The 1,388-nt window shown below is 56.0% G+C and carries 2 rRNA genes; both read left to right on the top strand.

Annotated features, from left to right (window positions below):
• Positions 1 to 1,160 (top strand): 23S ribosomal RNA (locus tag DCI01S_RS16435); the annotation flags it as partial.
• 104 nt (positions 1,161 to 1,264) lie between these two features.
• Positions 1,265 to 1,381: ribosomal RNA gene (gene rrf, locus DCI01S_RS16430) — 5S ribosomal RNA — on the top strand.
• Positions 1,382 to 1,388 lie beyond the last annotated feature (7 nt).

Genomic DNA, 1,388 nt, shown 5'->3' with positions numbered 1-1,388 from the left:
GGGGGTGGTCGCAGAGACCAGAGAGAAGCGACTGTTTACTAAAAACACAGGTCCGTGCGAAGACGTAAGTCGATGTATACGGACTGACGCCTGCCCGGTGCTGGAAGGTTAAGAGGACCGGTTAGCCGCAAGGCGAAGCTGAGAATTTAAGCCCCAGTAAACGGCGGTGGTAACTATAACCATCCTAAGGTAGCGAAATTCCTTGTCGGGTAAGTTCCGACCTGCACGAATGGCGTAACGACTTCTCTGCTGTCTCGACCACAGACTCGGCGAAATTGCATTACGAGTAAAGATGCTCGTTACGCGCGGCAGGACGAAAAGACCCCGGGACCTTTACTATAGCTTGGTATTGGCGTTCGATTCGGTTTGTGTAGGATAGGTGGGAGACTGTGAAGCATGCACGCCAGTGTGTGTGGAGTCGTTGTTGAAATACCACTCTGATCGTATTGGACGTCTAACCTCGGCCCATGATCTGGGTTAGGGACAGTGCCTGGTGGGTAGTTTAACTGGGGCGGTTGCCTCCCAAAGAGTAACGGAGGCGCCCAAAGGTTCCCTCAGCCTGGATGGCAATCAGGTGTTGAGTGCAAGTGCACAAGGGAGCTTGACTGTGAGACTGACACGTCGAGCAGGGACGAAAGTCGGGACTAGTGATCCGGCACCGGCAAGTGGAAGCGGTGTCGCTCAACGGATAAAAGGTACCCCGGGGATAACAGGCTGATCTTCCCCAAGAGTCCATATCGACGGGATGGTTTGGCACCTCGATGTCGGCTCGTCGCATCCTGGGGCTGGAGTAGGTCCCAAGGGTTGGGCTGTTCGCCCATTAAAGCGGCACGCGAGCTGGGTTTAGAACGTCGTGAGACAGTTCGGTCTCTATCCGCCGCGCGCGTAAGAAACTTGCGGAAGGCTGTCCCTAGTACGAGAGGACCGGGACGGACGAACCTCTGGTGTGCCAGTTGTTCCACCAGGAGCATCGCTGGTTAGCTACGTTCGGAAGGGATAACCGCTGAAAGCATCTAAGCGGGAAGCCTGTTCCAAGATGAGGTTTCTCACCACCTTCGCGTGGTTAAGGCCCCCCACAGACCATGGGGTTGATAGGCCGGAACTGGAAGCGCAGCAATGCGTGCAGGTGACCGGTACTAATCGGCCGAGGACTTACACACAAACACCTTTCAAGAATGAACGCGTCCACTGTGCAGTATCTGAAACAACACACCCGTGCCTCGACGACCAGTCGACGAGACACGAGGACCTTGTTTCACAGAGTTACGGCGGCCATAGCGGCAGGGAAACGCCCGGTCCCATTCCGAACCCGGAAGCTAAGCCTGCCAGCGCCGATGGTACTGCACTCGCGAGGGTGTGGGAGAGTAGGACACCGCCGAACACAACTT

This window comes from Dietzia cinnamea NBRC 102147 (assembly GCF_001571065.1).
GTDB lineage: Bacteria > Actinomycetota > Actinomycetes > Mycobacteriales > Mycobacteriaceae > Dietzia > Dietzia cinnamea.
The sequence above is the reverse complement of the archived record's forward strand: the minus strand, read 5'-3'. Positions and strand labels throughout refer to the sequence as shown.